Origin of the sequence: Streptococcus sanguinis SK1 = NCTC 7863 (assembly GCF_000194945.1) — a bacterium.
Lineage (GTDB): Bacteria > Bacillota > Bacilli > Lactobacillales > Streptococcaceae > Streptococcus > Streptococcus sanguinis.
Window position 1 is genome coordinate 1,256,234 of record NZ_GL878507.1, and the last position, 23,794, is coordinate 1,280,027.

At 44.9% G+C, this 23,794-nt stretch carries 24 protein-coding genes and 1 riboswitch; of the genes, 1 reads left to right on the forward strand and 23 read right to left on the reverse strand.

All coding sequences use genetic code 11. The features are described from left to right. Positions 1-267: 267 nt before the first annotated feature. Positions 268-416: riboswitch (adenosylcobalamin (AdoCbl) riboswitch) on the forward strand. A 259-nt stretch (positions 417-675) separates the two neighbouring features. The 10 genes from HMPREF9378_RS04960 to HMPREF9378_RS04910 form a co-directional block, all read right to left on the reverse strand. Continuing rightward, positions 676-1,275: a cob(I)yrinic acid a,c-diamide adenosyltransferase gene (locus HMPREF9378_RS04960; RefSeq protein ID WP_002896396.1), complete on the reverse strand. Its 600-nt coding sequence runs from the start codon at positions 1,273-1,275 to the stop codon at positions 676-678. Between the two features lie 12 nt (positions 1,276-1,287). Then, entirely contained in the window at positions 1,288-2,355 is a 1,068-nt protein-coding gene (gene cobT / locus HMPREF9378_RS04955) for a nicotinate-nucleotide--dimethylbenzimidazole phosphoribosyltransferase (protein ID WP_002901067.1), read from the reverse strand. Between the two features lies 1 nt (position 2,356). Then, a complete protein-coding gene (locus tag HMPREF9378_RS04950) occupies positions 2,357-3,223 on the reverse strand; it encodes a GHMP family kinase ATP-binding protein (protein ID WP_002901068.1) in 867 nt (288 codons plus the stop codon). Next, complete coding sequence (gene cobD, locus HMPREF9378_RS04945; protein WP_002913864.1) at positions 3,216-4,310, reverse strand: threonine-phosphate decarboxylase CobD; 1,095 nt, start codon at positions 4,308-4,310, stop codon at positions 3,216-3,218. Before cobD ends, HMPREF9378_RS04950 begins: the two co-directional genes overlap by 8 nt. Positions 4,311-4,373: 63 nt before the next feature. Beyond that, positions 4,374-4,808: a EutP/PduV family microcompartment system protein gene (locus tag HMPREF9378_RS04940; protein ID WP_011836561.1), complete on the reverse strand. Its 435-nt coding sequence runs from the start codon at positions 4,806-4,808 to the stop codon at positions 4,374-4,376. A gap of 39 nt (positions 4,809-4,847) precedes the next feature. After that, positions 4,848-6,164, reverse strand: a complete 1,317-nt coding sequence (locus HMPREF9378_RS04935) for an HAD family hydrolase (RefSeq protein WP_002901070.1) — start codon at positions 6,162-6,164, stop codon at positions 4,848-4,850. 306 nt (positions 6,165-6,470) lie between these two features. After that, positions 6,471-7,202, reverse strand: coding sequence for a hypothetical protein (locus tag HMPREF9378_RS04930; protein ID WP_002901071.1), 732 nt, complete (start codon positions 7,200-7,202; stop codon positions 6,471-6,473). 24 nt (positions 7,203-7,226) lie between these two features. Beyond that, on the reverse strand, positions 7,227-8,018 hold the full coding sequence (locus HMPREF9378_RS04925; RefSeq protein ID WP_002901072.1) for a hypothetical protein: 792 nt from the start codon (positions 8,016-8,018) through the stop codon (positions 7,227-7,229). Between the two features lie 164 nt (positions 8,019-8,182). Next, positions 8,183-8,839 (reverse strand): hypothetical protein, encoded by a 657-nt coding sequence (locus HMPREF9378_RS04920; RefSeq protein ID WP_002901074.1) that lies wholly within the window; start codon positions 8,837-8,839, stop codon positions 8,183-8,185. 175 nt (positions 8,840-9,014) lie between these two features. Beyond that, positions 9,015-9,671: a hypothetical protein gene (locus tag HMPREF9378_RS04910; protein WP_002901077.1), complete on the reverse strand. Its 657-nt coding sequence runs from the start codon at positions 9,669-9,671 to the stop codon at positions 9,015-9,017. A gap of 183 nt (positions 9,672-9,854) precedes the next feature. On the opposite strand from HMPREF9378_RS04910, the gene queG reads away from it, so the two are divergent. Then, a complete protein-coding gene (gene queG, locus HMPREF9378_RS04905) occupies positions 9,855-10,997 on the forward strand; it encodes a tRNA epoxyqueuosine(34) reductase QueG (protein WP_002901079.1) in 1,143 nt (380 codons plus the stop codon). 32 nt (positions 10,998-11,029) lie between these two features. On the opposite strand, the gene HMPREF9378_RS04900 is transcribed toward queG, so the two are convergent. The 13 genes from HMPREF9378_RS04900 to HMPREF9378_RS04840 form a co-directional block, all read right to left on the reverse strand. Further along, positions 11,030-11,605 carry a flavin reductase family protein gene (locus HMPREF9378_RS04900; protein ID WP_002901082.1) on the reverse strand — a complete coding sequence of 192 codons (576 nt, stop codon included), beginning with the start codon at positions 11,603-11,605 and terminating at the stop codon, positions 11,030-11,032. A 52-nt stretch (positions 11,606-11,657) separates the two neighbouring features. Further along, positions 11,658-12,368 (reverse strand): ABC transporter ATP-binding protein, encoded by a 711-nt coding sequence (locus HMPREF9378_RS04895; RefSeq protein WP_032908911.1) that lies wholly within the window; start codon positions 12,366-12,368, stop codon positions 11,658-11,660. Further along, complete coding sequence (locus tag HMPREF9378_RS04890; RefSeq protein ID WP_002913866.1) at positions 12,355-13,146, reverse strand: ATP-binding cassette domain-containing protein; 792 nt, start codon at positions 13,144-13,146, stop codon at positions 12,355-12,357. The genes HMPREF9378_RS04895 and HMPREF9378_RS04890 overlap by 14 nt, the downstream gene beginning before the upstream one ends. After that, a complete protein-coding gene (locus HMPREF9378_RS04885) occupies positions 13,134-13,940 on the reverse strand; it encodes an ABC transporter permease (protein WP_002913867.1) in 807 nt (268 codons plus the stop codon). The genes HMPREF9378_RS04890 and HMPREF9378_RS04885 overlap by 13 nt, the downstream gene beginning before the upstream one ends. Next, positions 13,933-14,874, reverse strand: coding sequence for an ABC transporter permease (locus HMPREF9378_RS04880; protein ID WP_002901090.1), 942 nt, complete (start codon positions 14,872-14,874; stop codon positions 13,933-13,935). The genes HMPREF9378_RS04885 and HMPREF9378_RS04880 overlap by 8 nt, the downstream gene beginning before the upstream one ends. A gap of 91 nt (positions 14,875-14,965) precedes the next feature. Next, positions 14,966-16,573 carry a nickel ABC transporter substrate-binding protein gene (gene nikA / locus HMPREF9378_RS04875; protein ID WP_002901093.1) on the reverse strand — a complete coding sequence of 536 codons (1,608 nt, stop codon included), beginning with the start codon at positions 16,571-16,573 and terminating at the stop codon, positions 14,966-14,968. Between the two features lie 85 nt (positions 16,574-16,658). Continuing rightward, entirely contained in the window at positions 16,659-17,468 is an 810-nt protein-coding gene (locus tag HMPREF9378_RS04870; RefSeq protein ID WP_002913868.1) for an ABC transporter permease, read from the reverse strand. Beyond that, a complete protein-coding gene (locus HMPREF9378_RS04865) occupies positions 17,461-18,456 on the reverse strand; it encodes an ABC transporter permease (RefSeq protein WP_002901097.1) in 996 nt (331 codons plus the stop codon). Before HMPREF9378_RS04865 ends, HMPREF9378_RS04870 begins: the two co-directional genes overlap by 8 nt. Then, the gene (locus HMPREF9378_RS04860) at positions 18,449-19,432 is read right to left on the reverse strand and encodes a M14 family metallopeptidase (protein WP_002901099.1); all 984 of its coding nucleotides are present in this window, start codon (positions 19,430-19,432) and stop codon (positions 18,449-18,451) included. Before HMPREF9378_RS04860 ends, HMPREF9378_RS04865 begins: the two co-directional genes overlap by 8 nt. Next, complete coding sequence (locus HMPREF9378_RS04855; RefSeq protein ID WP_002901101.1) at positions 19,422-20,192, reverse strand: ABC transporter ATP-binding protein; 771 nt, start codon at positions 20,190-20,192, stop codon at positions 19,422-19,424. The genes HMPREF9378_RS04860 and HMPREF9378_RS04855 overlap by 11 nt, the downstream gene beginning before the upstream one ends. Continuing rightward, the gene (locus tag HMPREF9378_RS04850) at positions 20,189-20,971 is read right to left on the reverse strand and encodes an ATP-binding cassette domain-containing protein (protein ID WP_002901103.1); all 783 of its coding nucleotides are present in this window, start codon (positions 20,969-20,971) and stop codon (positions 20,189-20,191) included. The genes HMPREF9378_RS04855 and HMPREF9378_RS04850 overlap by 4 nt, the downstream gene beginning before the upstream one ends. A 3-nt stretch (positions 20,972-20,974) precedes the next feature. Then, the gene (locus HMPREF9378_RS04845; protein WP_002901104.1) at positions 20,975-22,570 is read right to left on the reverse strand and encodes an ABC transporter substrate-binding protein; all 1,596 of its coding nucleotides are present in this window, start codon (positions 22,568-22,570) and stop codon (positions 20,975-20,977) included. Positions 22,571-22,686: 116 nt separating this feature from the next. Next, entirely contained in the window at positions 22,687-23,790 is a 1,104-nt protein-coding gene (locus HMPREF9378_RS04840) for an NADH-dependent flavin oxidoreductase (protein ID WP_002913869.1), read from the reverse strand. Positions 23,791-23,794: the final 4 nt, after the last annotated feature.

A 23,794-nucleotide genomic window follows, 5' to 3' on the forward strand; every position in this document is an offset into this window, starting at 1 on the left:
TATATGAAAATAAGACTGCTCCCCTACACACGTCACAGCATTTTCATATAGCTTCATTGCTTATTTATCTTCAGTACCCCTTTGTACTATATTGAATTATAACACAAAAGCGCTTTCATGGCAATAAAAAAGTCATTAATATAAGAAATTTTTAGTGCCGCATCTCACAGCAAAGGCAAGTTTATTTGAAGAATTAAATTTTTATTAAAATTTAGTTCATTTTCCTTGTAATTCCCTGTGAAAGGTGTTACAATCTAGTTACTAGGAAATTGATTTTAGTACTTTTAAGGGTATGGAAGTCTGGTGCAAATCCAGCGCGGTCCCGCCACTGTGATAAGCTTTTCAGCTTTAAGTCAGGTCTTTATTCTTAAATTTTAGTAGATTTCATGCCTCGATGTAAGGTAGTGATGTCAGTTTGGAACAAACATTTTAGCTTAGTTTCCATTATTGACTCTACGTTTAAGTACGTTAATTTTCTAAAGATGAGGTTTCACTTGTCTTTCTGCAAAGGAGCAGAGTCAATAATTGGAAAGCTAGTGCTAATCAACGAAGCTTAGCATAAAGATACGAAGATGTATAGGCGGCTTTCTTTTTTAGAACATCAAAATAAGTTCTGTCCTTCCAAGACTTGGTAAAGTCAATTTGGAAAGACAGAACTTTTTCTGTTTCTTTTTGTCACTGGCGTTTGCTTGCCCAACGCTCAACATCTGCCTTGGTGATATTGTGGAAGACCTTAGCACCTCTTTCATAGGCGATGTCTTCTTGATTTTTAGTAAAGTTGATTACTCGAGCCAAGGCAAAGAAGTAATCTGATAGACGGTTGACAAAAATCAGGACATTATTGTTAATTTCTGTAGTCCACATAGCCCCTACGATATGACGCTCTGCCCGTCTTGCAATGGTCCGAGCCACATGAATCATGGAAGCAATCTCGTCACCGCCTGGCAGGATAAATCTTTCCAGAGCCGGTGGAATTTCTGCGTAGGTATCAATCCTCTCCTCAATCCAGTCAATCAGTTGCTGATCGACCTTATAAGGGTAAACTCCCTTTGGTGTAGAGAGGTCTGAACCACAGTCAAAGAGATAATGCTGCAGCTGGAGCAGCTCATCTCTCAGCTTATCATCCTTGTCCAGCTTGGTAATGGTATAACCAATCCAAGAGTTAAGCTCATCAATGGTCCCGTAAGCATTAACCCGTTCTGCATCCTTGGCGACACTTTGACCGCCAACTAGCTTGGTCAAGCCCTTATCACCTGTTTTTGTATAGAGTTGCATATTTTTCCTCCTTTAAGTCACATTTTTGCGAATATCAACATAATCTTCTTCTTTCAAACTGCCTTCTGCAAAGGTTGGCATGTGCTCCATGGTATAAACAGCATTTTCCAGCAGAAAGAAAGCCAAAGGACAGCCCGAGCCTTCACCCAGTCGCATGTCCAGCAAAAGCATGGGCTCAAGTCCTAGAAAGTCACTGACCAGTCTGTAAGCAGGCTCCGTCGAAGCATGGGAAGCAAAGCTATAGTCCAAGACATGAGGAGTCAGCTGATGGGCAATCAAAAGCCCCGTCAGAGAGATAAGACCGTCCACTACACATGGCAGCTGATAGCGGGCACAGGCGAGATGAGTGCCTGCCATAGCCAACATATCTAGCCCACCAAGCTTAGCGGCCAGATCCAGAATATCTCCATAAGGAGCATGACGATCCAAACACTGCTGGATAACAGCTGTTTTATGAGCTTTCATATCCAGAGTCAGACCAGCTCCATAGCCTGTGACATCTTCTGCTTTGAGACCGAGAACTGCAGCAATAACAGCAGCTGAGGTGGTGGTGTTGCCAATCCCCATTTCTCCTGTTCCAAAGAGACGATAGCCGTCTTTGATTAAGGCCTCAGTCTTCTTGTAGCCGACTAGAATTGCCGCTATGGCCTGCTCGCGAGTCATGGCTGGATCCACAAGCATATTACGCGTCCCATGACAGACCTTGTCCTTATTTTCCTCAAAAATATCCTTCTTGCAGCCAATGTCTACCAGGCAGATGTCTGAACCTGCATGTTTGGAAATAGCACACAAGCCTGACTTCCCTGCTAGAATATTGCAAGCAACAGTATAGGTCGTTTCCTGAGGATTAGCAGAAACGCCTTCAGCCACGATGCCATTATCTGCCACGTAGACGAGAACAATCTTCTTCTCTAAATCAATGGGACCAGAAAACATAGCATGCAAGCGAGCATAGATAGTCTCGAGCTTACCCAAGGAGCCTGGCGGCTTTCCTAGCTGATCACAGTAGCGCTGGCCTTCTTGAAGTTTGTCTCTGTCTATCGGAAGAATCTGCTCAATAATTTTTTCTAAGTCTTTCAAACTAGTCTATCTCCTCCCTGACCGGCTGCACCCCTTCAAAAATAATCCTGCTCAAGGTCCGAGTCTGATAATAAGCCCCGCTGGCTGAGCGAGCTAGTTCAGCCTCTAGCTTGGGCAAGACTTCTAGCTGTCCCCTGCTCAGCAGCAGACCAACTAATGTGCCACTATGGGCAACATTGAGCCCTAAGCATTGGTATTTTTTTACCAAATTCAGTAATTCTTCCAGATAGGGCTTGGGCAGCCGTTGGTTATTCAACAAAGCACTATAGGTCGCTAAATGGCCAAGTTTTTCCAAACTCTTCTCCTGACAAGCCGCCTGAAAGAGAGGAAGCAAGCGCTTGGACTCCTCAAGCGGATAGCTAGGACTGTCCTTCATCCGAACCAAGTCAAGAGTTGTCACCATCTCCACAGGCTCCAAGATATAAACATAGAGCTCCGGTCGCCAGTCTGTCTGCCAGACCACTCGACCAGTCAGGGGATTAATGACCGTCCAGTCCGCAAAAGCCACCGAGTCAGTAGGCTCAATCTTGGCACAGAGACGCGTCAAATCCGCTGCTTTTAGAAGCTGCTTCTGCCCCAGAGCAGCTGCCTGCAGGCAGCTAACCATATCTGCTGTGCTACTAGAATAGCCCTTGCTGATAGGCAGGTCTGACTCCTGAACAAAAGAGAAAACATTGGACTCAGGCAGGAGCTCCAAAGCTCGCCTTACCTTTTCACCTTGGACTTGCCTTGCGAGAGACGAAGCTCCGTCCAATCTCACTCGACTGCGCTTCTCAATCCCATAGGAGAGCAGGACTTCCTGCTCTCCTACTAAACCTTGAAATAACTCACCGCAGGAACCTGGACAAGACACGATTCCCTTAGTCATAAGGAGCCTCTTTCGCCAAGACTTCTGTCAGACAAGCCAGAAGCTGTTCATTTTCCTGATGGCTGCGGATGGCTATACGGTAATGCCGGTCTGTCAGATCATGATAATTTTGACAGGAACGGATAAAAATCTTTCTCTGCCGAAGCTCCTGACGCAGGTCCAGCCGACCTAAATATTCAAAGAAGATATAGTTGACACTAGGCTTGACCGGCCGAAGCTGTGAAAATGCAGTCAGTCCTTGAAAAAGGAAATCTCTTTCTACTCGAAGCCACTGCTTGGTAGCTTCCTGATAGTCCTGATCCTCCAAAAGGACAGGCAGGGCCTGATCCGCCATGGCATTGACCGACCAAGGAGCGCGACTCCCCTCTATCTCATCAAAGCAAGTTGGATGGCAGCTAAGAGCATAGCCCAGCCTCAGACCAGGAATAGCATAAAACTTGGTCAGAGACCGCACCACTACTGCATTTGGATAGGTAGCCAGACATGATACGAAGCTATAGGACTCCTCATCGTCCAGAAAGTCCATAAAAGCCTCATCCAGTATCAAAAAGATTTGCCGCTCCTGCAGGTAGTCAGCTAACTTTTCTAATTCAGTACACCGAATCAGGGTACCTGTCGGATTATTGGGATTGCAGATGAGTACAGCGTCTCCTGCAGTCAGTGAATCCAAGGCCGGCAACATGTCAGCTAGATTCCACTCATAGGATGGAGAAGGAAGGCTAAAGCGCTCCACCTTGGCCTGCACTTGCGAAAAGGCTTTTTCATATTCCATGAAAGTAGGGCTCAGAGTCAGGACCGTTTTTGGACGCAGGAAGCGGGCCAGCTCATAAAAGACTTCTACCGCACCATTTGCCAACAGGACCTTGTCCTTTTCTAGTCCATGATGATGTGCCAAAAGCTCTCTGGAGCGACTGTAGCTGATGTCTGGATAATGAACCAGCCAATCAATGGACTCGGTCAGACAAGCCCTCAGCCGCGGAGAAATCCCCAAAGGGTTGATATTGGCACTGAAATCCAGACAGTCTTCTAGAGAAAAACCAAATTCCTCAGCCAAAGCTGCCGCATTTCCACCGTGCTCTACTTTCATAAATAGACATTCCTTCCTCGATTCCTTGTTAGAATCTAGTATACCATATTCGGCTTTTCATCCCTAGTCTGCCTCCAGATAAGCCTGGAGACGGTCAATTCCTTCATTTTCCGTCGCTGATATTTCAAAAATTTCCTTGGCTCCAGCTGCTTTCAGCTGCCGCCGTGCTTTTTCAATCTGCTCTTCCTTATCAGCCATATCAATCTTGGTGACAATGCCAATCACTTCTTTATTGAAGAGGGAAGAAAATCCTTGAGGAAAGGTCTGCATCTGATTGGAAGCCGCCACCAAGAGACCAATCACATCAGCCTCCGTTGCAGTCACGTTCAGAGCATTATAATACTTACGATGCTGGAGAAATTCTCCGGGCGTGTCAATGATGGCATCATAGAACTCAATAGCCTGAGTCTTAAAATAGCTTAGCTCCAAGCCTTTCAGTCGCTGGGTCAGAGTAGTCTTACCCACTCCGACCGGACCGACAAACATGATTTTTTTCATATTTTGCATCCATTCCTCTCTATGACAGGGAACTGCCTGCTATCTGCTTAGCTGGGCTTCCTTACTATCTAGTTTGATAGTTTCCCTGCCATTGAGCAGTACACCTTTATTTTCATCGCGGCCTTGCAGATAGTAAAGGGCATCTTCCTGGCCGTAAGTTTCAATTGCCTTAGTTTGCAAAAGACCGATTCCCTTGCTAGGATCTCTCAGAAGATTGAAGATGATACCCATTTGCAGTTTAGGGAAGTCCTTGAGCATAGCATAGTCACCATTACTGTCGCCGGCAATCAGGATTGGTTCTTGATTGTCATGATTGACAGCAATTAGCTTCTTGATGGTTTCTGTCTTGCCCTCACCCTGAGTCTGAGCATAGTTGGTATCGTATTCTGGCTGAATCACACCCTTATCATCCTTTTTCAGGCGCATACCAGTAACATTTTCTTTAGGAATATTGTAGCCATACTTAGAATTGCTAGCATAAGGGATAATCACATCGATATAAGACGCTGAGCAGATATAGACATCAATGCCGTTAGCCATCAGAGTCTTATAGAGATTTTGCATTTCCTTGACTGAGCGAACACCGCGCTTGAAGGTCACAGTGATTTGGCCTGACTCACCTTTCAAGCCTTCTGGACTTTCCCAAGTTTCAGAAGTTAGCTTGTCTTGAAGAGCCTGGTCAATAGACTTTTCAGATAGGGCTTGAACTTCTTCAGAAGTCATACCTGCATAGAGGTAGGTCACCCATGGATAACTGATGTCAGAGCTGAAGGTATCACCAATCGCTTCGTAAAGATAGCGGAGTTTAGCAGCAAAGTCTTGGTATTCATCGGTCTTTTTGACTTCTTCCAGAGACTTGTCTCCTTGCATTCCCTTATAGCTATTGTAAATAGCCGTGTAGTCAGAAAGCAAGTCAGCTGCAATCTTGTCAATGTTCACTGGTTCACCATCTTTGTTATGGAAATCCTCAACGAAATCGTCGCTTGGTATATTGGTCCGCACTGCTTGGTCAAATTCTTCCGGAGTCATCTTAAAGGCCAGATTTTCAATTTGATAGGTAAAGGTTGCTTCGCCAATGTCGTTAATGACTGTCGTATTGTCCCAGTCAAAGACGGCATAAGGTTTTTTATTTTTATCGTAGCTAGAGCTGGTGTTCCCATTTTCCTTGATGAGCTTGGTCAGACGGGCATAAAGCTTGTCTTCCCAGACGCCCTTATCCAAAGTCTTAGCCTTGTCCTTATCTGTTGTCTCCGTCTTAGCCGAGGATGACTCCGTCGTCGTCTTATTATTCCCCGCTTGACAAGCTCCCAGAAGCAAAGCCAAACTACAAAGCAGCACAATTCCTTTTGTCCGCATAGAAACAATCCTCCATAAAAAAATAATAGTGCGCAAAAAAATGGCAGAGAAAACCCCTTTGATTCTGAAACACTCGCTTCATTGCGATCAAATCAGGCTTCCTTGCCATTTTCTATACTGTTATTATATTATAAACTATCTGATTAACTTTGTCAATGAAGCGCTTTCAAATTTGTAAAAAATAAAGGCAGAGAAAAATTATTTCTCTACCTTAGCAAACTTTTAGAATATAAACGCTATAACTGTTTAACTACATAGGAGATATTCGGAACACCACTCAACTTTTTGTCAGCTACTAAAAACACCTCAAATCAGTTCATCACTTTTCGGATGCTTCCTTATATAAATAGCTGCATAAACCGCATCTACCATAACAGCTGTCAGCGTCAAGGTTAACAAAATTCCCAATAAAATACCAAAAGTATTCTGAATATAACCCGTTAGGAGAGAAGGAATGATTGTTGCCCCAGCAAAAGCTATAGCAAAATTATTCCACCATGTTTTCTTTCTATCTCCCTCTTTTACTTGATTAAAAGCCCAGACTTTCCCCTGATTCTTTGGGAGATAGTACCAAGCATAGAGGCCACAAGCAAAGATAAAAAGGAACATCATCAATATTACATAAAATGGAGTGAGAGGGGATTGATATATTCCCTCTATACTTTTTGAATCTCCTACTATTGCAAACATCAACATTCCGATAAAATTGATCCAAACTAATGCGCTCCAAGTAAGCAAAGCAATCAGAATATAGGTTAAAAATTTAAATCGATTGATTAGAAACTTAGAAAAAGCAAATAAAATACTTACCACATTAAGAATGATGCAAGTCAAAAATAGAATTTTAATCCATCCCTGACGACTTCCTGTTTCACCTATAAGGGCCCAGTAAAAGAAAAATGAGCAAAATGGTAAATTTATCCATGGATAAATCTTAATGTATCCTAAACTGACACCATCTGTAATCAAAGGACCATGGTATCTTTCTCTTTCTATATTAGTAATCTTCGCTTTATCTTTTCTATTTATCTTTACCATTAAAGAAACTAACCTCCTACTTTTTTAAGCAATCATTGCTTTTCTCAACTCTTCTTTTGCTTGTTGAACGATAAATAACTGTTCATTATCTTTGGCCAATTCCTCAAAACATGTCAGCGCCTTTTCTTCATCACGATTGAGCTGCGCATTTATGCCTTTGTAGTAAAGATTAAACAAATAAGAAAACTTATTTTTAGCAGGATGAGTCTCAAAAAAGGGATTGGGCTGTTTATTTATTACTAAATCATGAATCGCTTGCATTTCTTCTAGCAAAGAATCTTTGAGCTTTAAAAGGGATTTTCTATTGGTCGCCACTCCTTGCAAACGAGACAGCCAATATTGATACTTCTCTTCGTCTGCTAAATGAATAGAACACAGTATCAATTGTCTAAAAATCGTTAGCTGTCTAAAAGTTGTTACTTTCTCTAAACTATGATTTGAAATCGTTGTTTCTAATATACTCAGAGCATCTTTAAATCTTCCTTCGGCAAGCTCTATCCTACATTTTCTAAATGTAGTAAAATAGATAGTTTCCGTTGTTTTCCCAGGTTTGCAAATCCCTACAAAATATCTATAGGCATCTAAATCAATATCCTCTAAAAATAGATTATTGGTTCGGAGTGCCCATTGTATTTCTCCATAGATGTAATAGGCTAAAAGAAAAACAAAAGCTATCCAGTACCATACGCTGTCAGACTTTAATTTGAGCCATATATAAACTACAAAAATCCAGAAGGCAATACCAGAAAGAAGTTGATAAGTACTTTTTTTCTTCAATGCTTTATAGCGCTGTTCACCAGTTCCTTGTCTTTGCATCAGCTGACTCCTTCTATTATTTATTTTCTTTTGATTTCATATATTTATAGGATTCTCCATTTTCTTGAACAAATTGAGTTATACCATATAGCAATTTTATTGGTTTCCATATCATAATAATAGACTTTACCATTCTCGTGAAAAAGCATGATGTCAATCTTCATTTATTCTACTCCACTCTTTTTTATATTTACTTCTTGTTTTCTCCAACCTGTGAAAACTCGAGTATAGTTTAACAAAAGTGGCTGAAAAAATACAATATTGATGCCCACTAAAGAAATTATAGCATAAGCTGTTGGCAACTTGAATAAATAAGAAACAATTCCTATAGCTGCTGATACAATAGCTAGAATAGAGTTCGGTGCTTGTAAAACATTATTTCTCAGATTAAATTCTAGATGCTCAACTTTTGAGACAATTAATATCTGATAGATAAAATTTATCAGTTGGTGAGACGCACTTGCTAAAACAAATAATAAAAATACCATGAGATAGGATTTCTCAAAAAAGATAGAGCACCAAAATAGAATTTCAAAGTGAAGTAAGATACAAGAACCTGTGGGAATAAGTTGCAAAAATATAGATTCAGCTTTCTTTTGAAACAATAAGAAAGCTAATGCCATGGCAACAATATGAGCAGTCATAAAATAAATGACCAACAGATTCAACTGACGCATCTCGCCTGTTAAGAATATCCAAGCTATAAGTACTGGCAAAGCAAAAATTAGTTCTATTAGAAAAGATTTGTAAAAATCTGAATTATTTATTGGACTATAATCTATAATAATCATATTCAAAAAATCGTAATATTTTTTCTTCATTTCGCAGCTCCTGTATTGATATTTTTGTTTCTTCTAAGCTTCTCAGTATTAATTACTCTTATCCATTTTAAATCATTCTTGATAAACAATCCAGTTATAGAGGATACGTTTATATTTCCAGCTTCCCTCTTAATAAAAAAAGGGAAATCGTTTCTTAGACAATCCCCCTTCAATTCTACAATTTATCAGGCACTTGATTTCTCCAGCCTGTGAAAACTTGTGCATAGCCCAATAGATACAAGGGCGTCAATGCGATACTCAAGCCTACCAAAGCAATAATCATATAGAGTCCTGACAGCATAAACAGGCGAGTGATGACTGCTACTGCTGCTGACAGGCAGCACAGGACGATGGCGTGAATCTGCAAAATATTGATCTTTTGTTTCTGTTCAAAATATCTCAATTTTGAAACGATCACCATCTGATAGAGCAAATTAATCAACTGATAAGACAAGCTGAGTATGATAAAAATCATAAAAAATGCTAAGTGGTTCTCACCAAAAAAGATGGAGCCCCAAAAAAGCAATTCAAAATGAAGAAATAGGTAAGAGCTGGTCGGAATGAGCTGCAAGGCTTTGGTATCAAAAAACTTTTGGAAGAGCAAAAAGGCCAGAAACAAGATAAGCGCGTGAATGATAGTAAAATTCATGACCATCATGCTCAGGTGATGCATCTCACCGCGTAAGAAAATAGAAGCGATAAATACCAGTGAGATAAAAAATAACTCAATTAAACCAGCCTTATAAAAATCTAAGTTTCTGATTGGATTACAATCCGTAACAAGAACATTCAAAAATTCATAATATCTCTTTTTCATTTTGTAAACTCCCATTGTTTAACTTTATAAAATTTCCCCTAAACTTTGCGGAACTTTCTATAAAAAAATTCCACATTTCATTATATCATACAGTATATAGGCTAAGGAAGTCTTATAAAACTATAGGTATATCTCTATAGGATAGTTCCCTTTCTCAATCATTCGCCAAGTTGGCATTTTTCCGCTATAATAGAAAGGATGAATATCAAAGAAGAAATTATTAACTTAGCAAAAGACATTGGGATTTCTAAGATTGGCTTTACGACAGCGGATGATTTCGACTATCTGGAGAAGTCGCTGCGCTTGGCTGTAGAAGAAGGGCGAAATTCAGGATTTGAACATAAAAACATCGAAGAACGGATCAAGCCCAAGCTGAGTCTGGCTTCAGCCAAGACCATCATCTCTATAGCAGTCGCCTACCCCCACAAGCTCAAGCAGCAACCTCAGAAAACGGCCTATAAACGTGGGAAATTTACCCCTAACAGCTGGGGGCTGGACTACCACTATGTCCTGCAGGACAAGCTGGACCGGCTTGCCAAGGGAATCGAAGAGCTGACCGCTGACTTTGAATACAAGGGCATGGTCGACACGGGCGCCTTGGTCGATACCGCCGTAGCCCAGAGAGCAGGAATCGGCTTTATCGGCAAGAACGGCTTGGTCATCTCCAAGGAATTTGGCTCCTATATGTTTTTAGGAGAGCTCATCACCAATCTGGACATCGAGCCCGATCAGCCCGTCGACTACGGATGCGGAGACTGCAATCGCTGCGTGACAGCCTGTCCTACTTCCTGCTTGATTGGCGATGGCAGCATGAATGCCAAGCGCTGTCTGTCCTTTCAGACTCAGGACAAGGGCGTCATGGATCTGGAATTTCGCAAGAAGATTAAGACTGTCATCTATGGCTGTGATATCTGCCAAATTTGCTGCCCTTACAATAAAGGTTTGGACAATCCTCTGGCGACAGAGATTGACCCCGACCTTTCTCATCCAGAACTCCTGCCTTTCTTGGAGCTTTCCAACGGTCAGTTTAAAGAGAAATTCGGTCATGTGGCCGGCAGCTGGCGGGGGAAAAATATCCTGCAGCGCAATGCCATTATCGCTCTGGCAAATGCCAATGACCGCTCTGCCATTCCTAAAATGCTGGAAATTATCGACAAGGGGCAAAATCCGATTCATGTCGCTACAGCTATCTGGGCTCTGGGTCAGCTGGTGCGTGAGGTCCATCCGGAGATGATAGAACTGGTCATGGGCATCAAAAATCCGACCCCGCAAATCCAAGAAGAGCAAGACCGTTTTCTAGAGAAATTTGGCCTAGAAGAAAAGCTTGTGATAGAAAACTAAACCGCTGAGACCTAAATATCTCAGCGGTTTCTTTATTTTTCTTCTTGTTTGCGGATTTCTTTGATGATAGAGCCCATCTTGACTGACTCGTCGCTGAAATAGCGGTAAAGCCGGCCATCTCCATCTCCCATGTAGCTGATAGGAGAAAAACGATCACTGCGGAAAGCGTCATTCTCATCAATCAAGTCTTCATCAACCACGCGCCGAGTGACACGGGCGATGACATTGGTCAAGGCACCGCATTCGACCATATCCAGCACCTGACACTCAATGGACACAGGGCATTGGTCTACCAGCGGAGCATCCACCGTCTCGCCGATTGTGTAGCTGAGACCGGTCAGAGCAAACTTGTCCTTGCGGCTGTTGAAGCCAGCAATTTCAGACTCTTTGGTCAAATCCTTCTCAGGGACATTGACTGTGAATTGCTGGTGTTTGGTAATCTCTGTAATGGCATTTCCCTTAGTACGCATGGCAATAACCATCATGCTGCCCAAGGAATAAACCGAGCTTGAGGTCGAAATATTATAGCCGTGCACATCGTCCTTATAGCCTAAAAAGAAGACTGGAAAGCCGAAGTAAAGTTTTCTCGTTTCAAATGTACGTTTCATATATGTTCCTTTATTTTAAATTTTAAAATTGATCAGCTAGTTAAAATATTCATCAGCTAAAATGTCCCTTGTCGCCTATCAATTTTTTTGTCACGGGGTGACAAGCCTGGATAGGAAGCTCAAAGTCCTTTATCTCATCAACGATTTCTCCGTCTGCCATGACTAAAATCCGATGGCAGAGAGCATAGCTCAGCTTGAAGTCATGCGAGATGAAAAGATAGGTCAGCTGGTATTTCTCCCACAAATCATATAAGAGGCGTAACAACCTTCCCTGAACAATGGGATCCAAACCGCTCAGAGCCTCATCAAAGATGAGAATATCTGGCTTTAAGAGCAGGCCGCGGGCGATGCAAATCCGTTGGAGCTGGCCTCCACTGAGCTGGCGCGCTGGCTGAGTCAGATAGCTTTTATCCAGACCGACGTCTTCTAGAATGGCTTCTATCTCTTCTCTAGCCACATCTTTTGGCAGAGCCTCTGTCAAGACCTGCTCGACTGTAAAGTGTGGATTGACTGAATGGAGCGAGTCCTGAAAAACCAGCAGAATTCTCACGCCAGACTTTTTGACTGAGTAGGGCTGGCCATCCAGTAAGACCTGTCCTTGACTGGGCTTTTCTAGACCAATCAGCAATTTAGCCAGCGTGCTCTTACCACTGCCGCTCTCGCCCATCAGACCGATCATTTCACCCTTCTGGACGGAGAAGTTACAGTCTCTGACAACCATTTTACCATCGAATTTTTTAAAAACATGTCTACATTCCAGCATCTTGTCTCACCAACCGTTCGTATGGATTTCCTAAGATAAGGTCTTGGCTATAGGTCTGCGAAGGACTTTCGAGGAGCTTGGACACCGGCCCTTTCTCTATGATAGCCCCTTGGTACATGACAAGCATCTTGCCTCCAAGCTCCCGCGCCAAATGATAATCATGGGTCACTGTGATGAGAGTCTTGCCTTTAGCCAACTGCTCCTTTAAGATGAGGATAATCTGCTCTCGGTTATGGATATCCAGCGCTGAAGTAGGCTCATCCAAAATGATGGTCTCTGGCTCTAGGCAGAGCAAGATAGCCAGCATGACCCTCTGCAGCATACCGCCGCTGAGCTCAAAAGGATATTTTTTCAAAAGTTCTTCCTGCTCTCCCAGTCTGACTTCTTTCATAGAGGCCACGGCCTTAGCCAGACAAGCGCTTTTTGAAATCTTACTATGGCTGCGCAGGGTCTCCCAAAAATGACTTTGAATGGTCTGAAAGGGATTGAACATAGCCATCGGATTTTGAGACATATAGGCCACTTGACTGCCTCGCAGCTGCTGCCAAGCTTTGAGAGAATTTCGCTCCAAAGCCATGGTGCCGTAGTGAACTTCTCCTTGCAGGCTTAAAGATGAAGGTAGCTGCCCAATCAATATCTTGGTTAAGAGGGTTTTACCAGAACCACTCTCCCCAATGATGACCAGAGACTGACCCGCCTCCACTTCAAAGCTGATGTCCTGCAGAATGGTCTTTCCCTCAATCTGGGCTGTCAGTTTCTTTACAGCTATTTTTTCCATATCTGTTTCCAGCCTTTCTCTTCAAAGCATTCGGCAAATAGATTAAAGGCGACCACAGTCAGAAAGATAGCCAGTCCGGGCGCCAGCATCATCCAAGTTGCCGTTTGAAAATGGCTTCTAGCATCATGCAGCATCATGCCCCACTCGGTAATGTTGGGCTGGACACCGATTCCCAGAAAGGAAAAACCAGAAATCATGAGAATGATATTCCCAATATTCATGAGCACAATAATCAAAATAGGCTTGTAGATAAAGGGCAGGATATGGGTTTTGAGGATATGAATCTGAGAAAGTCCCATAGTCTGGGCAGAAATAACATAGGCTTCCTCTTTGGCACTCTTGACCAGATTGGCCGTCACCCTTGCATAGTAGACCCACTCTATGATGACAATAGCTAGAATCATATTGATCATTCCTTGCCCCAATATCCCAACAGTAGCTAGCGATAGCAGGAAGCTAGGAAAGGCAGAAATAACATTTGCAAACCATAAGAAGGTCGCTTCAGCCTTTCCCTGGTACCATCCGATTAGCAAGCCGACTGTGACACCGATGACCACTTCCAGCAGACTGATAGCCAAGGATAAAAAGAGAGAATAACGAGCCCCGTGCAGCAGACGAGACAAAATGTCCCTGCCCAGCTGATCAGTTCCCAACAGATGAACAGCGTCAGGCGCCATTAGTTTGTTTGAGATTTCTACATGCTGGGGATCAAAAGAGGATAGATAGGGAGCAAAGAGAGCGCAGATGAAGAGGGCCAGCAAAATGACACTTGAAAAAATAAATCGTTTAGACATTGCTCCTCCTTTTTCTGACTCTAGGGTCTATCCAGAGCGGCAGCTGCTGGGTTAGAATATTATTTCCCAAGAATAATAGGCCAAATAAAAGCATGCAGCACTGGATAATGGGCAGGTCCACAGACTGCAGCGCATCTACAAAGAGGGAGCCGACGCCATTCCAGGAGAAGACTTCTTCGACAATTAAGGAGCCTGTCAGGAGATAGACCAAGGTCAGGCTCAGGCCTGTCGCAATGGCTGGCAGGGAATTTCTCAAGAGATGATTCTTGACCAGGAAGAACTTGCTGACTCCGCGCAGGAGGGCATTTTCAACATGAACACTGTTCATCTGCTCCAGCACGGCCTTGCGGATCAAAGCGGTATATTGGCCAATCAATGACATACTGAGGGTCAGACTAGGAAGAATCAAGCTGCTAAGGTCCTGCTTGCCCGAAACGGGCAGCCATCTGAGCTGAACAGCAAAAATCACAATCAGCATGTAGCCTAACCAAAAGCTAGGCATGGAAACGCTGGAAAAGGATAGAAAACGAGTGACCTTATCAAAGAGAGAACCCTTGTAGACTGCACTAAAAATTCCCAAAGGAATGGACGTAAGCAAAATGAGAGCAAAAGATGTCAGGCTTAGAGAAAGGGTCGACTGGAAACGCTCCAGCACCAAGGGCAGGACAGGAACCTTTAATAGATAAGACGTCCCAAAATCCCCACGAAGCGCCTTTGTCAGCCAACCTAGATACTGCTGGGGCCAAGGTTGATTGAGGCCCAGATAATCTCTGGCTTTTTCCAAAGATTGAGGAGTCACTTGAATCTTAGATACCCTTAAATAATTTTCTGCTTGATCAGCTGAGGATAGCTTGGCCAAGAGAAAGGTCAATACTGATATCATCAACAGGGCAGCTAGGAAAGAAACTATTTTTTTTAATAAATCTTTTTTCATAGTCCTTAAAAGAAAAGGGGCGGCTGATAAGCATTTCAACTTAGCAGCACTACTCCCTTTATATTAAAATTTACAGTTATGAAGTCAGCTTTTATTTTTTCTCAATATAGCGCAGTGGGAAAGCATTTTCTTCTGGGGCAAAGCGCATGCCATCGAGTTCTCCCTTGCGATAGACGGAAACAACGGATTGGTAAGTGATTGGAATATAGATAGCTTCATCGTGGAGCATGGTGAGGACTTTCTTGTAGCCTTCATCGACTTTTGCCTCATCTGGTTCGACCAGAGTCGCCTTGATAATTTTATCAATTTCTGGCTTAGATGGCAGAGCTTCTAGGGAAACATTTTCTGGGTGGCCATGGTCAGCTGGTGAAGTCAGGGCAGTCATCCAAGCATGTGGATCCCAAGGTGCTCCCCAAGAATACGTCAACATCAGGTCAAAGTTTCCTGTCTTGGCATTTTCCCAGTAGTCATCTTCTTCCATCGCTTTGAGCTGAACATCAATTCCGATTTTCTTCCATTCTCCTTGGAAGTACTCAACCAAGTCCTTGTCTGTCGCCTTAGACGAGATATAAGGAACATTTAGGCTCAATTTCTTGCCGTCTTTTTCGCGGATACCGTCAGAGCCTTTCTTCCAGCCTGCTTGATCCAGCATTTTTTCAGCCAGCTCGATATCGTATTCATAGGGAGTCAGATTGGCGTCAGAGTGCGGTGTAGACTTAGAGAAGATGGTGTCAGCTGGTGTTTCTGTTCCGCGGAAAATGTCTTTCGCGATAGACTTCTTATCAACTGCATGGTTCATCGCCTGACGGACAGTCTTGTCTTTGAAGATTTCCTGCTTGGCATTCAAGAGCATGAGGCGGCTGGACATTGGTTGTGATACATCCGTTGTGTACTTGTCATCCTTGGCATACTTGGCAAAGTTATCCAGACCGATAACGCCATTTCCATATATCAAGTCAACATTGCCAGACTCAAACTCAAGAGCACGGGTTTGTGGATCTGGAATAATCTTGACCGTTACTTCTTTCAATTTAGGCTTTTCACCCCAGTAATTTTCGTTACGGGTAAAGGTAATGTACTCGTTTTGCTTCTTGTCTTTGACAACCCATTGACCTGTTCCGATTGGCTTTTTGAGGTTGTCCTTAGTCGTGTCATCTCCGTCAGGGAAGGCAGCATCAGCTATGAAGCGGATCGGACGAATCATTGATAAATCATAGAGAGTCGCACTGTAGGCTTGTTTGAGCTTAATCTCAAAGGTATGCTCATCTACAACTCGATAGCTTTCCAGCTGATTGGTGAAGTCAAACCAAGTGTGGTTTTTCTTATTTTCCTCTGAAAAGACAGTATCGAAATTCCGTTTGACATTCTCAGCATTAAAGTCAGAGTCGTCTGAGAATTTTGCCTTTCTCAGCTTGAAGGTATAGGTTTTACCATCTTCGCTAATATCCCAGCTTTCAGCTAAGGCTGGCTCGATTTTACCATTGTCACCGTAGCGGACTAGGCCTTCATAGACCATATCCTGAATGACAAATTGGTCTGGATTGTAGCGGTGAGGATTGACATCCCCAAAGTCCTCTCCCCAGACCATGGTGAGTTTGTCTTTCTCATTGACCTGTTTGGATGAGTTTGAGTTTTGCTGGCAGCCTACCAAGAATAAAGGCAGCAAGAGGACAACTAATAAAAATAATTTTTTTCTCATTTTTATTGAATCACTTTCTTGTATTCATATTTTTATGATCGCAGTCCCAAGAGATAAGGGGCTGCAGTTTGTGTTTTTTTGATGATTAACTCATGCGGTTGTACTTGCTGTTCAGAGCGTCTCCGAATTTGGTAAAGAGGAGAATGGTCAGAATCAGCAAGATACAAGGGAAGACCACAATCCAAGGGGCTTCCTGAATGTAAATCCGGCCGTCATTGATCATGGCTCCCCACTCAGGCGACGGTGCCTGTGCTCCCAGACCGACAAAGCTGAGACCAGCGATTTCCATGATAATGGTGCTGATGTCAAAGCTCATAGTCGTCAGAATCTGAGGAAAAAGACTGGGGAAATAATAGTTTTTCAGAGTCGTCCAAAAACTATTGCCATACATTTTCGAGGACTGGATATAGGGTTCATTTTTCAGCTGCAGGGTCATGGAACGCATCAGGTAGGCATACTTGGTCCAGGCCGTCAGGCAGATAGCGATGAGGGTTTGCTGGAGACCGATGCCCAAGATACTGACGATAGCAATGACCAAAATGATAGATGGGAAAGATTGAAAAGCAGTGATTACTAGCAAGATGAACTGGTCGAATTTCCCTCCAATGAAGGCGCTGGTCACCCCGATAAAGGAGCCCACCGCCGCAATCAGCATTAGAATCATCAGGGCTGGCAGAACTGTTTCCGCACCTCCGCTTACTGCACGCGCAAAGACAGACCGGCCTAGAGCGTCTGTTCCGAACCACTCACTGCTGCTCGGTCCTTGCAGGGCTTGTCCCAGATTGACCTTGGTCAAACTGTCACCCAAGAGACGAGGAGCCAAGGAGGATAGGACCAGGGCCAGGATGATAAGGCCGCCCAAGACTAAGAGTTTTCGATTGATTTTCTTATCCATACGAGCCCTCCTTGCTTGTTTTTAGTCTCTTCATGCGCGGCAGCAGTTTGGGATTTTCCTGAGCCAGTCGGACGCGAGGATTGAGCCAAACCGTAAGCAGCTGAAAGACTAGATTTACAGTCAAGACCCCAGCTGTAATAAAGAGGACCGCCCCCTGAATGAGGGGATAATCCCGCTTGGCAACTACTCCAATCAGCATCTTACCGATACCCGGCCAGGAAAAGAGATGCTCGATAATAGCTACACCACCCAAGAGCGAGCCCAGAGAAAGGCTGACCAAGGTGAGAAGAAAGGGCAGGACATTGTAAATCACGTCATGCAAAAGGATATGCCCCTCTCGAATCCCCCGACCCCGCGCACCTTCGACTTCTGGTGAATGCAGCACTTCTATCAGAGCGGTCCGCAGCTGCGGAATATAGCGAGTGGACATGATCATGGCCAGTGTTATGACTGGCAAGACTAAGCCCAGCTCATTGGCCGTTGCCTGAATGGGAAGCCAGTGCAGCTGAACAGAAAAGATCAGAATCAGGATAATCCCCATAACAAAGCTAGGAATGGCATTCAGAAAAGCCAGACCTGCCATCAAGAAGCGGTCAACCGGCTTTCCAGCATGGTAGGATGTGTAGAGAGCTGTCGGCAAGGAAATTCCCAGAGTTGCTAGCAGGGTATAAAAAGCTAGGTAGACTGTATTGGGAAAATAGAAAACAAGCTGCTCCCAGACCGAAGCTCCGGAATTATAGGTCACACCAAAGTCGCCATGGACAATCCTGCCCAGCCAGGCCAGATATTGCTCCATAAAGCTGCCATTCAGGCCCATTTCCGCCCGCTTGATTTCCAGCAGTTCCTTGGTAAAAGGAATTCCCTGAGCGTTGAGAATGCTCTCAGCCGGATCTCCCGGTGCTAGATAAACCAGTAAAAAGGAGATAAAGCTGACACAGAGCAGGATGAGGACGAATTGCAGAATCGTTTTGATAATAAATTTAATCATGCGCCTCCCTTTCAGATGTCTGGTAGCTTTCAGGCTTCTTGCTAGCTACGGCCAGCAGCACTTCGCCTTGGTGGACGACCAGGGTCGCCTTCTGGTAGAGGACCAGACCGTCTTCCTTGGCAGTCACCTTTTCTAAAATATTGCCATAGATATCACAGATTTCGCCGATGACCTGACCAGCCTGTACTGTTTGATTGGGCCGGACAAAGCACATCCAGCAGCCCGACCTCTGACAGGTCAGATAATAACTGTCATCAAAGATCAGCGGCGCCTGCTTATAATAGGGCATGATCCCTTCAAAAAGATAGCGGGCGACTTGCTTGACTGACTCCTTCATAGCCAGTACATCCTCTGGCAGACAGGTGCCATTTTCCCCCTGCTCCAGCAGGATGCTAGGCAAACCATAGTCCACCGAGGCAGCGTGATAAAGATTGCCGCAGTCTTGAGATTGATAGATTATCGGTGTCCCAGAAGCTTGCAGCATCTGATAGGACTTTTCCATCACCTCTGGATTTGCCCGCAGAGAATAGTAACCATGCGGTGTCAGCAGTTCTTCCCGATTGCCACTGTGCAGGTCAATGAGGAAGTCACTGACACTAAAGACCTGACTCTCAATCACAGACCGAATCTGATAGCTGAGGCTGGAAACTGGATCTTGGTCCTGAAAGATCCTGTTTAGATTGAGGCCGTCCTCAGGTACAAGCGTCGTCTCCCGAGCCCAGAAGCCGCTGACATTGACTGCATGCAGGAGGAGGACAGAGCCCTGAAAGTTAAAGTCCCATTCATGCGCTAAGTCCATCAGCGCCTTGACACCGACATATTCGCAGCCATGGACTGCCGCACAGATAGTTAGCAAGGGCTGGGAGGCCTGTCCTTTGAGCAGGGTGTACTGGATAGCCAGCTCATCTGTGATGGGCAGACTTCCTTGATAGCTGCTGCATGGAGCCATAGAGTTTAGTTCTTGTTTAATCCTCATCTTTATCCTCCCTGTACTGACTGAGCAAGAGCTTGGTATAGTCACTCTTGGGAGCAGAGACGACCTCTCGCATGCTGCCCTTCTCCTGCACGATTCCGTCCTTGAGGACGATCAAATCTTCCGCAAAATTGCTGACCAGAGCGATGTCATGAGAGATGAAGAGAAAGGAGGTCTGCGAGCGTTCCTTGATGTCTGCCAGCAGCTGCATGACTTCATACTGAACGGTCACATCCAGAGCACTGGTGATTTCATCGCAGATGAGCACATTGGGATTAATCAGCAAGGCACGGGCAATAGCTGCCCGCTGACATTCTCCTCCGCTCAGCTGGTGTGGCAGCCGCTGAGCAAGCTCAGGTGACAGACCAACTGAGGTCAGCAAGTCACAGATGGCCTGCTTTCTATCTGACTGCTGCTGATAGAGAGAGAAGTTTCGACAGACCTCTTCTAGGCTCTGCTGAATGCTGCGCTTGGGATGAAAGGTCGACTGGGGCTGCTGGGCGATGTACTGGACTCGAGCATAGTAGTCCCTGTCCTTGTAGGCAGCGACTGGCTTACCCAGTAGAGTCAGCTCCCCTTGGTCTGGCTTTAAAAAGCGGCATATAAGGTTGGCAATGGTACTCTTGCCAGATCCTGACTCTCCGACCAAGCCCATAGCTCGTCCCTTTTCTAAGCTAACATCAATATCAAAGACACCAATTCTCCGATTACCAATCTGACCATACTCGTAGGTCAGCTGGCGACCGACCAATACTTGATTCATAGCTCACCCTCTTCTCTAAACTCTGCCAGTTTTGGCACAGCCTTTAGCAATTTCTGGGTATAGGCCTGCTCAGGATGGAGGAGAACTTGATGGGCTGGACCACTTTCGACAATCTGCCCTTCCTTCATGACGACTACTTTTTGTGCCAGATGCTCAGCTACACTGATATCATGTGTGACAAAGAGAATGGCCATGTTTTCCTCCTGATGAAGCTTGCTCAAGAGATCAAGCAGCTTCATTTTCGACAGGACATCCAGAGCGCTGGTCGGCTCATCAGCCAGAAGCAGTTTGGGCCTGCTGGCTAGAGCTAGCGCCACACCGACCAGCTGCATCATACCACCGCTGAGCTCGAAAGGATACTTATTGACGACTTTTTCAGGCAGCAGTCCCACCATCTCTAGACATTCCTCCAAGGGACGGAGATTTGCTGCTTGCTGGCCCTGATTTTTCACCAAGTCCTGATAATGCTTTTTGATCTTACGGCGGTTATTGAAGCTGAGACTGGCATGCTGACTAATCCAGGCCACTTCTCGGCCTACAAAAGTCAGATAAATGCGGTGGTCCTGGGGCTGAATTTCCTGCCCCTCAAAGGTAATACTGCCCTCTGTTACTGTCAGCCCCCTAAGAGGGAGACCTAGCAGCATCTTGAGCAGGGTGGACTTGCCACTGCCACTCTCGCCCACAATCGAAAGGGACTCCCCCTCAGCAAGAGAGAGGGAGACCCGATCGAGAATGACTTTATCTGCTGACTGCACCAGCAGATCTTTCATTTCCAGCATGTTTTATTCCTTTGATAGTTTGTTGCTGACGTGATAGTAGTCTGTTGGATGGGATTCCAAACCAGAAACGGACTTGTCCATTACCAGAGCGACCTTGAAGAAGCCGATGATGGTAAAGCCGTAGTCCTTATCCATGATTTCTTGGATTTCCTTGCTGAGCTGATTACGCTTAGCTGGATCAGTTTCAGTCGCTAACTCTTCGATTTTCTTGTCTGCTTCTGGGTTGCTGTAGTGACCGATATTGGCTGTACCATTGGTCTTAACGGCACTGTTAAAGAAGGCATATGGATCACCGATAGGAGCTGCTACCACCGCGTAAGGTGTGAAGGCATAGTCCTTTTCACTGGCAACGGCACTGACTTCAACTTTCTTAATAGTCGCTTCGATTCCGACTTCCTTGAGTTGTTGTTGGCTTGCTTCTACAGCCAGCGGCATTTCAGGCAGACGAGTAAAGGACAGCAGCTCAATGCTGACTTTTTGACCGTCTTTTTCACGGTAGCCATCGCCGTCAGTATCCTTGTAGCCAGCTTCATCCAAGAGTTTTTTAGCTTTTTCTACGTTAAATTCATGGACACTCTTTTGCAGGGCAAAGGCAAATCCTTTAGGGAAAGGGCCAACAGCTGGCACAGCTGAGCCTTTAAAGAGGGATTCAGAGTAGGTCTTCTTGTCTACCAAGGTATCTAAAGCCTGACGGAACTTGTCATCTGCTACGTAAGGATTTTCAAAGTTATAGTAGTAAGCTAGGTAGCGGGAACCTTCTACTTCAGAAATTTTGTAGTTCTTATCGGAAGCATAAGTACTTAGATTTGCATAAGGCAGACCATAGACGGCATCAACTTCCTTAGACTTGAGGGCTGCAGAAATAGCTGTCGGATCAGAGAAGTATTTGATCTTCAGATTAGCAACTTTTGGCTTGCCATCCCAGTAGTCATCATAAGCCTTGAGCTCTGCTCCGCTCTCAGGAGTGTACTTGGTCACCATGTAAGGGCCAGTTCCGACAGGAGCCTTGTCAGATGCACTCTTGCCAGTCGTATCGACAATGGCGGAGTATGGCTCTGCCAAGAGATTCGCCATGATAGGTTGCACAGCCTTTGTCTTGATGGTCACGGTTTGACCCTCCGCAGAGATGCTGTCAATGCCCAGATCAGCAGCTGCCCGCTCACTCTTCTCAACCAGACGTTCTAGAGAAGCTTTGACCTTTTCACCGGTCATTTTTTCACCATTTTGGAAGACAACCTTATCCTTGAGGGTAATTTTCCACTCTAGGTCTGATACTGCTTCGATTTTCTCAGCCAACCAAGGTTTCACCTCAAGTTTGTCGTCCATCTTAAAGAGGGTTTCTCCCACTCCGTAACGGACCGTGAACCAGCCATTGTATTCCGCTGCTGGGTCAATATTTTCTGGAAATTGTGTATAGCCAATAGTCACAGTCTTGCTGTCACCATCGCCAGCAGGCTCGCTGGTTTTGCTAGGGTTTACACAGGAAGCTAGGGCTAGGCCTGCCAAGGTTAAAACCATTATTTTTTTTAAATATTTCATAAAATATTCAAATTCCTTTTCTATTTTGTAAACTACTTTTAGACGTTCTGTCCTAGTCAAATCTAAATACGCTTCGCTCTCTGTCTAAGGTGGTTCTATGTCCTGAAGATGAGAGAGCAGACGAGTGAAAAACAAATGATTGCTCATCCTCTTTCCTCCTTGGGGATGTGCTTGTCTTAATCTTTTCCTTCCAGATAGCTTCTAGCATCTTCGACAAAGGCAGTTGGCAAAGCCAGGTCAGCCTGCAACTCATCGCGATAAGTTCGGATGACTTCTTCCTCTCGGCCGGAGACAACCTTTTCAGCCCAGTCTGGGTCTAGGAGCAGGGCCTTGCCGAGGGCAAAGAGCGGAATCCCCGCATCCAATACTAGCTGGGCATCCTGCTTGGTCTTTATCTGACCGACACCAATAAGGGGTACTCTACCATTAATTTTTTTGATAATTTTCTGAATCACTGGCTCTGAGTCCTGAGAATCTCTGATAGACGAGCGCCAGACATCAGAGGTCGAAATATGTAGATAGTCCACTTGATGATAGATGAGCTGCTCCAGCAACTGCAGGGTGTCATAAAGCTGGATACCTGGCTCTTCAATCTCTTCTGGAGAAAAGCGGTAGCCAATCAGGAAGGGGCGGTCGGCCTCTTCTTTGACTAGTTGCTTGGCTCTTTTCAGCAAGGTCTTTGGAAAGCGCAGGCGGTTGTTAAGACTGCCGCCCCACTTGTCCTTACGAACATTGGAATGAGGAGAGACAAACTGCTGGATCAGGTAGGTATTGGCGCCATGAAGCTCGACTCCGTCAAATCCAGCCTGAATGGCCCGTCTGATAGCTGACAGAAAATCCTCTATCACCTGCTCCACTTCAGAATTCTTGAGCGCCCTCGGCTCTGCCAGATAGTCGCGCGGAGCCTTGACAGCGCTGGGTGCTACTGGCTGACCGTCAATCAAATCAGGCAGAACCATACGACCACCGTGATAGAGCTGAACAATAGCCAGAGCCCCTTGGTCCTTGATGGCCTTGGCCAGACGGCTAAGCCCCTCAATCTTATCGTCCTCGGCGCCGCTGAAGCTCTCCGCAAAGGACTTGCCCAGAGGATGGACATAGGTACTGCCAGTAATGACCATACCAACCGACCTAGACCGACGGGCAAAAAAGTCAATATCTGCCTGAGATACATAGCCACCGGGCTCACTAGCGCAGATGGTCATAGGAGCCAAGACAACGCGATTGCGCATGGCCTGGCCATTTTTAAAAGTGAATTCATCCTGAATCTGTGTATTCATCTGC

Excerpts from the sequence above, each read along its gene's own strand:
- HMPREF9378_RS04865 (WP_002901097.1), bottom strand. The coding sequence starts at position 18,456 with ATGATTAAATTTATTATCAAAACGATTCTGCAATTCGTCCTCATCCTG.
- HMPREF9378_RS04885 (WP_002913867.1), bottom strand. The coding sequence starts at position 13,940 with ATGTCTAAACGATTTATTTTTTCAAGTGTCATTTTGCTGGCCCTCTTC.
- HMPREF9378_RS04860 (WP_002901099.1), bottom strand. The coding sequence starts at position 19,432 with ATGAGGATTAAACAAGAACTAAACTCTATGGCTCCATGCAGCAGCTAT.
- HMPREF9378_RS04850 (WP_002901103.1), bottom strand. The coding sequence starts at position 20,971 with ATGCTGGAAATGAAAGATCTGCTGGTGCAGTCAGCAGATAAAGTCATT.
- HMPREF9378_RS04940 (WP_011836561.1), bottom strand. The coding sequence starts at position 4,808 with ATGAAAAAAATCATGTTTGTCGGTCCGGTCGGAGTGGGTAAGACTACT.
- HMPREF9378_RS04930 (WP_002901071.1), bottom strand. The coding sequence starts at position 7,202 with ATGGTAAAGATAAATAGAAAAGATAAAGCGAAGATTACTAATATAGAA.
- HMPREF9378_RS04960 (WP_002896396.1), bottom strand. The coding sequence starts at position 1,275 with ATGCAACTCTATACAAAAACAGGTGATAAGGGCTTGACCAAGCTAGTT.
- HMPREF9378_RS04910 (WP_002901077.1), bottom strand. The coding sequence starts at position 9,671 with ATGGGAGTTTACAAAATGAAAAAGAGATATTATGAATTTTTGAATGTT.
- HMPREF9378_RS04870 (WP_002913868.1), bottom strand. The coding sequence starts at position 17,468 with ATGGATAAGAAAATCAATCGAAAACTCTTAGTCTTGGGCGGCCTTATC.
- queG (WP_002901079.1), top strand. The coding sequence starts at position 9,855 with ATGAATATCAAAGAAGAAATTATTAACTTAGCAAAAGACATTGGGATT.
- nikA (WP_002901093.1), bottom strand. The coding sequence starts at position 16,573 with ATGAGAAAAAAATTATTTTTATTAGTTGTCCTCTTGCTGCCTTTATTC.
- HMPREF9378_RS04855 (WP_002901101.1), bottom strand. The coding sequence starts at position 20,192 with ATGAATCAAGTATTGGTCGGTCGCCAGCTGACCTACGAGTATGGTCAG.
- HMPREF9378_RS04895 (WP_032908911.1), bottom strand. The coding sequence starts at position 12,368 with ATGCTGGAATGTAGACATGTTTTTAAAAAATTCGATGGTAAAATGGTT.
- HMPREF9378_RS04920 (WP_002901074.1), bottom strand. The coding sequence starts at position 8,839 with ATGAAGAAAAAATATTACGATTTTTTGAATATGATTATTATAGATTAT.
- HMPREF9378_RS04890 (WP_002913866.1), bottom strand. The coding sequence starts at position 13,146 with ATGGAAAAAATAGCTGTAAAGAAACTGACAGCCCAGATTGAGGGAAAG.
- HMPREF9378_RS04900 (WP_002901082.1), bottom strand. The coding sequence starts at position 11,605 with ATGAAACGTACATTTGAAACGAGAAAACTTTACTTCGGCTTTCCAGTC.
- cobD (WP_002913864.1), bottom strand. The coding sequence starts at position 4,310 with ATGAAAGTAGAGCACGGTGGAAATGCGGCAGCTTTGGCTGAGGAATTT.
- HMPREF9378_RS04950 (WP_002901068.1), bottom strand. The coding sequence starts at position 3,223 with ATGACTAAGGGAATCGTGTCTTGTCCAGGTTCCTGCGGTGAGTTATTT.
- HMPREF9378_RS04935 (WP_002901070.1), bottom strand. The coding sequence starts at position 6,164 with ATGCGGACAAAAGGAATTGTGCTGCTTTGTAGTTTGGCTTTGCTTCTG.
- HMPREF9378_RS04925 (WP_002901072.1), bottom strand. The coding sequence starts at position 8,018 with ATGCAAAGACAAGGAACTGGTGAACAGCGCTATAAAGCATTGAAGAAA.
- HMPREF9378_RS04880 (WP_002901090.1), bottom strand. The coding sequence starts at position 14,874 with ATGAAAAAAGATTTATTAAAAAAAATAGTTTCTTTCCTAGCTGCCCTG.
- HMPREF9378_RS04840 (WP_002913869.1), bottom strand. The coding sequence starts at position 23,790 with ATGAATACACAGATTCAGGATGAATTCACTTTTAAAAATGGCCAGGCC.